Here is a 7,519-nt window from a genome sequence, read left to right as displayed (position 1 = left end):
CAAACTCCTCATTGCCGATTCGATCTATTGAGGGTTGACACGAACGTGCAGAAGCGCAGTTCTACCTGCATAAAACGAACTGCTGGGAATGGGAGGATGGATGACGGACTTAATTGCGGACGTAATGTTCCAGGAATCACGCGTCAGACCAATGCACTCTCATTCTACAGCTTAGGTAATGAGGTAGACAAGGAGCGGTCGCGTACCGCTTCCCTGATCTATAAATCTATTGTAATAGGAAGCACGAATAAATGCAGCACTTCCCTAAGGAATCGCACGACAGAAAACATATTTCATTGCTATGCAATTGACAAATTCGCGATTTCCTTATAAGCTACACGCACAAACGTCCACTTTGTGGACAAAAGTGCGCCGCCCTTACAGAAACCTAGCCAATCAGTCTGCGCCCTTCGGGCTTGACTTCTTGGGGTTTCATGGTAATATAAATACATATATAAACTGTATGAAAAGAGGTATACCCTTATGAAAATTTCCGCCAAAGGGCGCTACGGACTGGCTGCCATGGCGTTCCTCGCGCGAATCGGCCAGGCGAACAGCCCGACGACGATCCTCACAATCTCTGAGAACCTCGGCATATCCAAGATCTACCTGGAGCAGGTATTCTCCCTTCTGAAGCACGCGCGGCTCGTGACCTCAAGCAAAGGTTCGCAGGGCGGCTACCATCTCGCTCGCGCGGCGCAGGAGATCACGGCGTGGGACGTACTCGCCGCCATCGAACTGCCGCTGACGGAGAAGGCAGGGCCTGCGACAGGAGATGCACAGGAGGATCTTGAACAGGCGTTGACGAACTGCGTCTACGATCCTCTGGACGCCGCCATACGAAAAGCACTTCAAGGCGTGAACCTCTGCGCCATCCTCGAAGAAGCCGACCGACAAAAGTCTCAGGAAAACATCATGTATTTTATCTAAGCGCAAAATTTTCTTTTTCCACTCAAGTATATTCGGTGTTCCTCTATTACTCGCCTTCCTTTATCTTCCATTGTTTTTAGGACTTTTCAGCGGGAAACAGAAAAACCTTGCAATTTTTGTCCGATGGTGTATAATGGGCGTGAGATTCGGAAGAACGGTGTTTCGTTCTTCCCGTCTTGTTTCGAGGAAGTCCTTCAAATGGATTTCCGGTACGGTTGCAACACCGCTGGAGGGATTTTTATGACGATTGACAATGTCACCGTCATCATCGAGAGCGGCGCTCTTTCTGCTAAGGAAGCGGAGCGCTACATCCGTAAAATCCAAAGGCACTCGAAAGGTCGCACGCTCAAGCGTGTTTCATTCAGGTTGGCTGACGGGCATTTGGATTTGCGCTATGCATTCGAGGGTATCCCCTTCGAGCGCATCCGCCGCATCTCGCATGAGACGCCAAAAGAGCGCAAGGCTGTCTGACCACCGCCGAATCGCACGAAAAAAAGCCGCTGTCGAGGAAACCCGACAGCGGCTTTTTCATTATGTGCAGTTCCTGAACGCCAGGGGGCGCTCAGTCGTCCACGCCGACCATGACGGAAGTCGCCTTAATGACGGCGTAGGCTTCCTTGCCGATCACAAGGCCAAGCCGCTCGACGGACCCCATGCTGATGGTCGCCGTGACGACGTTGCCGCCTGCGATCTCGATGCCGACGATGGCATTGACCGCACCTTTCTCGATGGATACAACCTTGCCCTTGAACTGATTTCTTGCACTGAGCTTCATTTTCTCACTTCTCCTTCACAAATAGACAAAATCCTTCCCTCTGCACTGAACCTTAAAAGAGCGCAGTCAATGCAGTGGTCAGACCGAAGACGATTCCCGGAGAGTTGGCGATGACGATCGGCCAATCGCGCTGCTGCTTGAAGAAGCCGTACGCCACCCAGATCGTGCAGTTGATGAACGCGACGAACGGCTGAATCCAATCGCCCGGATGTCCGGACAGATTGCCGATGATCTGCGGGATATAGGAGACATACATGCACACGGACAGAATGGATCCGATCGTTCCGACGACCTTCATCTTATCCTGCACGGCGCTCTTCCCGAGATTGGCAGCCTTCTTCTCCACATGCTCTGACTCGGACTCCATTTTTTTCAGCGGTGTTTCCATTAGGTAAACTTCCTTCCTAAAATATTACAAGTATCGCTTCGCTGCTCATACTAAAAGAGTGCCCGCCAAAAGTCAAGAGACAATCTCAAAATCTTTCCGTTGGTATTTTAGCGTGAAAATCCAAGAGCTCAAGCCGAAGGCGCAGACCGATTGGCGAACTTTCCTTAACCGAAAATGACCTGATGCACGCCAATCTCCTCGATCAGACCCGCCTCATCCACCGTGAAACTCACGTTTCTCGCCTCATCGAACCAATATACATGCTTCGAACCGCTCACCTCGCCCCTGCCGTACATCGCTTCGACCTCCTCGAAGGCGTCTCCGATGCGAAAGCCCGACGGTGTACGAAAATCCGTACTCCTGCATTCGATGAAAACGATGGGCGCCTCACCCGGCGGGCGCTTGTCACTCTTCTGCATCTCGCCGCAGAACGTGATTTCAGGGTACTTGTAATATACGAGCCGTAAGGATTCGATTGCTTTTTCCTCCTCGTCGAAGCCGCTGCCCAAAAAATCCTCGGCATATTGAAGCGGCATTCCGACGCCAAACTCGATCACGCCCGCCCCGTCCCCGCCTACGGCGTCACAGAGCAGCCCCCATTCGGAATCGGGCATCGTATGTGCGCTCGCCGTACCGCCGGCGAAGACAAGAGCGGCGAGCAGCAGCGCAGCGCAGGAAATGGCCTGGAACAGATGTTTCATTTTTCAAGCCCTCCTTTAGGAATCACTCCATACAGGCAAGATGCCGCTCTATCTTCATACATCGCCCGCTATAATAGTGATTTTCGTGATGCGATCCGCATCATCGACGGTGAAGCTCACGCTCCGATAGGATGGAAGCGTATAGATGCGCTCGCCCGGGGCATATTTCGACACTTCGCCCTCGCCGTACATCGCCGCGACGTCCGCATAGTTGCCGCCGACGCGAAAGCCTGACGGCGTATGGAAGTACGGGCTTTGGCACTCGATGCTTCTGACCGGGATCTCACCTGTCGGCCGCGAATCGTTCCTGCCGACGGTCGCACCGAATGCGATGTTGCCATACGTATAGCGCACGATGCGAAACTCATAACATTTATCCTGCAATTCAAAATCGCTGCCCAAGACAGCCTCGACCTCGTCGAGCGACATGCCGCATTGGAATTCGACCGTGATATCCATGCTCCCTTGCGCACGCGGATAGAGAAGCACAGCCTCGGAATCAGGCATCGTATGCGCACTCGCGACGCTGCCCGCAAGGACGCTGCCTGCGAGCACCAAAGCACAGGCGAAAAAGAACCGGAACACGTTTTTCATTTTCCTCATCTCCTCCTTGTTTCCCAAAAAGTTTCAAGCAGGACTTTCTTCGCTCGCTTCATATTATATATTATACTATAGGAACGTCTCTTTGTGACCCGTATAAAATGACCTATCAGAGAAATTTCCTCAAAGAAAACAAACGCCCATTCCTAAAGAATCCGTTCTTGACTAACTCTGTAACATCGCATATAATAGGAAAAGTTATCGTGCTGTGCACGTTTTCTAAGCATTTCGGAGGGGGATTTTCATGATTTTCAGCAAGAAGAGCCTGCGGCTCGCCTGCGCCGTTCTCGGAGCGACGCTCTTGAGCAGCGTCTTTGCGGGCTGCGGCTCGAAGGAGTCGGGCGATACGATCAAGGTCGGCGCGAACTTCGAGCTTACGGGCAACGTCGCGAACTACGGCAACGCCACGATCGAGGGGCTTCAGCTCGCGATCGACGAGGCGAACGAGGCCGGCGGCATCAATGGCAAGAAGATCGAGCTTGTTTCCGTCGACGACAAGTCGGAAGCGGCAGAGTCGATCAATGCGGCGACGAAGCTCATCTCTGACGACGACGTCAAGGTCATCGTCGGCCCTGCGACGACGGGTCTCGTGCTCGCCGAGACGCAGACGGCGACGGACGCGAAGGTGCCGATCATCGCACCGTGCGCGACGAGTCCCGAGGCGACGGTGGAGAACGGCAAGGTCAAGCCCTACGTCTTCCGCAGCTGCTTCATCGATCCGCAGCAGGGCGAAGTGATGGCGACCTTCGCCGCGAAGGAGCTCAAGGCGAAGACGGCAGTCATCTACGTCGACAACAGCTCGGACTACTCGAAGAACCTCGCGAAGGTGTTCAAGGAGAAGTTCGAAGCGGCGGGCGGCAAGGTCGTCATGGAAGAAGCCTTCCTGCAGAAGGATCAGGACTTCAAGGCGACGCTCACGAAGCTCAAGACGGCGAACGCTGACGTCATGTTCGTGCCTGCTTACTACGAGGAAGTCGGCAAGATCGTCAAGCAGGCGCGTGAGATGGGCATCAATTCTGCGATCCTCGGCACGGACGGCTGGGACGACACGAAGGTCGTCGACATCGCCGGCGCGGACGCGCTGAACAACACCTTCTTCAGCACGCATTACTCGGAGAAGGACGCCGAGGTGCAGGGCTTCATCGAAGCGTACAAGAAGAAGTACAACCGTGCACCGAACGTCTTCGCGGCTCTCGGCTACGATGCGGGCAAGATGCTCGTCGATGCTCTGAAGCGTGCAGGCAGCGGCGATACGGAAAAGATTCGCGAGGCGCTTGAGGCAACGAAAGATCTCAAGGTCGGTACGGGAACCATCTCTATGGATAAGAACCACAACCCGATCAAGACGGCGGTCATCCTTGAGATGAAGAACGGCGAAAAGGAACTCAAGGCGAAGATTGCGCCGGAGGGGAACTGATTAACTGATTCCACTTCCATGCAAGGGAAAAGGCCGCAGAGATGCGGCCTTTTCTATACTTTGATGAAAATTTCGTTTCACAAAAGAAAGGAGAAATCATGGAGCTTTCGGAGCAAATCGCCCAGCAGCTCATCAACGGCGTGTCGCTCGGCAGCATCTACGCCTTGATCGCGCTCGGCTATACCATGGTCTATGGTATCATCAAGCTCATCAACTTCGCGCACGGCGACATCTACATGGTCGGCGCATATCTCGGCTTCTTCGCCGTGACGAACCTCGGGCTTCCCATCGTGCCCGCGCTCATCCTCGCGATGATCATCACGGGACTCTTGGGCATCGTCATCGAGAAGCTCGCGTACAAGCCGCTGCGCCATGCGCCGCGCATCTCAGCGCTGATCTCGGCGATCGGCGTCTCGCTCTTCTTGGAGTACGCGATGATGTACTTCGTCTCGCCGACGCCGCGCACCTTCCCGCCGCTCTTTCAGGACGTGGCCTTCAGCGTCGGCTCTCTCGTCATCAACGGACAGCAGATGCTGATCCTCGGCATCACATGCTTCCTCATGGTCGTCCTGACCTACATCGTGCAGTACACGAAGATCGGCAAGGCGATGCGCGCCGCGTCCTATGATACCGAAACGGCGCAGCTCATGGGCATCAATGCCGACCGCGTGATCTCCTTCACGTTCTGGATCGGCTCGTCGCTCGCGGCTGTCGCGGGCGTGCTCGTCGGCGTCTACTACAACTCGATCGATCCCCTCATGGGCATCATGCCCGGCATCAAGGCGTTCGTCGCCGCCGTACTCGGCGGCATCGGTATCCTGCCGGGTGCTGTCGCAGGCGGGCTCATCCTCGGCATCGTCGAGGCATTTGTCTCGGGCTTCGTCTCCTCGACGTTCCGCGATGCGGCGGCCTTCGCCATCTTGATCCTCGTCCTCCTCTTCAAACCTGCGGGGCTTTTCGGCAAGAACACCCGCGAGAAAGTGTAGGTGCGGCATGAATTTACGCAAGCAGGATCTCATCTTCTTCCTCTTCGGACTCGTCCTCTTTGCCGTTCTTCAGGGACTGATCACGGGGCGCGTCATCGGCTCTTTCTGGCAGCTGAATCTCCTGTTCCTCGGCATCAACATCATCCTGACGGCGAGCCTCAACCTCATCAACGGCTATACGGGACAGTTCTCGCTCGGCCATGCGGGATTCATGGCGGTCGGCGCCTATGTTGCCGCCATTCTGACGACGAACTTTCATGTGCCGTTTCCCCTCGCGCTCCTCGCAGGCGCAATCGCTGCAGCTTTCCTCGGCGTGCTCATCGGTCTGCCGACGCTGCGCCTTCGCGGCGACTACCTCGCCATTGCCACCTTGGGTCTCGGCGAAATCATCCGCGTCGTGCTCATCAACATCGACTACGTCGGCGGTGCTGCGGGCTTCAAAGGCATCGCGCGCGACACCAACTTCGCCTGGGTCTTCTTCGCCGTGTTCCTGACGCTGTTCTTCATCAAGAACTTCGTGAACTCCACGCACGGCCGCGCCTGCATCGCGATCCGAGAGGACGAGATCGCCGCCGAGGCCATGGGCATTCCGACGACGCGCTACAAGGTCATGGCGTTCGCCATCGGCGCAGGATTCGCAGGGCTCGGCGGCGGGCTCTTCGCGCATACGCTGACGTATCTGAACCCGACGTCTTTCACCTTCATGCAGTCCTTTTTCTTCCTCATCATGGTCGTCCTCGGCGGCATGGGCTCTCTGACCGGCTCTGTCGTCGGCGCGTTCTTCGTCACGATCCTGCAGGCGGCGCTCGCAAGCTGGCCCGAATTTCGCATGATCATCTTCGCCATCGCCCTGATCCTCTTCATGCTCTACCGCCCCAAGGGAATCTTCGGCTATGTGGAACTCACGGCGTTCGGCCCGTTGAAGCGCATCTTCGGCAAAGGAGGTCAGGCGAATGGCTGAATTACTGAAAGCGGACGGTCTCGCGCAAGTCTTCGGCGGCCTGCGCGCCGTGTCAAACTTCAACATGGTCATCGAAAAGGGCGAACTCATCGGCCTCATCGGGCCGAACGGCGCGGGCAAGACGACGGCGTTCAACATGATCACGGGCGTCTACCGTCCGACCGAAGGCGAGCTTACCTTCAACGGCAAGAGCATCGTCGGCAAGAAGCCCAGCGAGATCACGGCACGCGGCATCGCACGCACCTTCCAGAACATCCGCCTTTTCTCCGAGCTAAGCGTCCTTGAAAACGTCAAGATCGCCTACCACACGCGCACGAAGTACACGGTCGCCGAAGCCGTGCTTCGCCTTGGCAGGTATTTCAAAGAAGAGCGCGAAATAGAAGAGAAGGCGAAGAAGCTTCTCTCCATCTTTCACCTCGAAAAGCAGGCGCACGAACTCGCGAAAAACCTGCCCTACGGCGCACAGCGGCGTCTTGAGATCGCGCGCGCTCTCGCCGCGAAGCCCAAGCTCCTCCTCTTGGACGAGCCGGCGGCCGGCATGAATCCGCAGGAGACGCAGGAACTCATGGAAATGATCCGCTGGATCAAGAAAGAATTCGGCTTGACGATCCTCCTCATCGAGCACGACATGAGCCTCGTCATGGGAATCTGCGAGCGCATCTACGTCCTCGAATACGGCGAAATCATCGCCGAGGGCACACCGAAAGAAATCAAGGAAAATCCCGAAGTCATTCGGGCCTATCTCGGCGGGGAGGCGTAAA

General features: G+C 55.8%; 10 protein-coding genes. 6 read left to right on the top strand and 4 right to left on the bottom strand.

Annotated elements, in window-relative coordinates; translation table 11 throughout:
* Positions 1–483: 483 nt before the first annotated feature.
* Both HMPREF1153_RS11385 and HMPREF1153_RS11380 read left to right on the top strand, forming a co-directional pair.
* Entirely contained in the window at positions 484–930 is a 447-nt protein-coding gene (locus HMPREF1153_RS11385; protein WP_009647079.1) for an RrF2 family transcriptional regulator, read from the top strand.
* Positions 931–1,170: 240 nt separating this feature from the next.
* The gene (locus HMPREF1153_RS11380; protein ID WP_009647085.1) at positions 1,171–1,401 is read left to right on the top strand and encodes a hypothetical protein; all 231 of its coding nucleotides are present in this window, start codon (positions 1,171–1,173) and stop codon (positions 1,399–1,401) included.
* A gap of 91 nt (positions 1,402–1,492) precedes the next feature.
* Here the strand turns inward: HMPREF1153_RS11380 and HMPREF1153_RS11375 are convergent, their stop codons facing one another.
* The 4 genes from HMPREF1153_RS11375 to HMPREF1153_RS11360 all read right to left on the bottom strand — a co-directional run bounded on the left by HMPREF1153_RS11375 (position 1,493) and on the right by HMPREF1153_RS11360 (position 3,388).
* A complete protein-coding gene (locus HMPREF1153_RS11375) occupies positions 1,493–1,705 on the bottom strand; it encodes a TOBE domain-containing protein (protein ID WP_006193548.1) in 213 nt (70 codons plus the stop codon).
* Positions 1,706–1,757: 52 nt separating this feature from the next.
* Entirely contained in the window at positions 1,758–2,093 is a 336-nt protein-coding gene (locus tag HMPREF1153_RS11370) for a SemiSWEET family transporter (protein WP_009647103.1), read from the bottom strand.
* A 164-nt stretch (positions 2,094–2,257) separates the two neighbouring features.
* The gene (locus tag HMPREF1153_RS11365) at positions 2,258–2,794 is read right to left on the bottom strand and encodes a hypothetical protein (protein ID WP_009647100.1); all 537 of its coding nucleotides are present in this window, start codon (positions 2,792–2,794) and stop codon (positions 2,258–2,260) included.
* A gap of 54 nt (positions 2,795–2,848) precedes the next feature.
* Positions 2,849–3,388, bottom strand: a complete 540-nt coding sequence (locus tag HMPREF1153_RS11360) for a hypothetical protein (protein ID WP_009647088.1) — start codon at positions 3,386–3,388, stop codon at positions 2,849–2,851.
* A gap of 250 nt (positions 3,389–3,638) precedes the next feature.
* Here HMPREF1153_RS11360 and HMPREF1153_RS11355 point away from each other — a divergent pair, with 250 nt between their 5' ends.
* The 4 genes from HMPREF1153_RS11355 to HMPREF1153_RS11340 all read left to right on the top strand — a co-directional run bounded on the left by HMPREF1153_RS11355 (position 3,639) and on the right by HMPREF1153_RS11340 (position 7,518).
* A complete protein-coding gene (locus HMPREF1153_RS11355) occupies positions 3,639–4,811 on the top strand; it encodes an ABC transporter substrate-binding protein (RefSeq protein ID WP_009647092.1) in 1,173 nt (390 codons plus the stop codon).
* A 98-nt stretch (positions 4,812–4,909) separates the two neighbouring features.
* Positions 4,910–5,797 carry a branched-chain amino acid ABC transporter permease gene (locus tag HMPREF1153_RS11350; RefSeq protein ID WP_013740593.1) on the top strand — a complete coding sequence of 296 codons (888 nt, stop codon included), beginning with the start codon at positions 4,910–4,912 and terminating at the stop codon, positions 5,795–5,797.
* Positions 5,798–5,804: 7 nt separating this feature from the next.
* On the top strand, positions 5,805–6,758 hold the full coding sequence (locus HMPREF1153_RS11345; protein WP_009647080.1) for a branched-chain amino acid ABC transporter permease: 954 nt from the start codon (positions 5,805–5,807) through the stop codon (positions 6,756–6,758).
* Positions 6,751–7,518, top strand: coding sequence for an ABC transporter ATP-binding protein (locus HMPREF1153_RS11340; protein ID WP_009647078.1), 768 nt, complete (start codon positions 6,751–6,753; stop codon positions 7,516–7,518). Before HMPREF1153_RS11345 ends, HMPREF1153_RS11340 begins: the two co-directional genes overlap by 8 nt.
* Position 7,519: the final 1 nt, after the last annotated feature.

It is taken from the genome of Selenomonas sp. CM52, assembly GCF_000292955.1.
GTDB lineage: Bacteria > Bacillota > Negativicutes > Selenomonadales > Selenomonadaceae > Selenomonas.
This window is presented reverse-complemented; position numbering and strand designations above follow the sequence as displayed.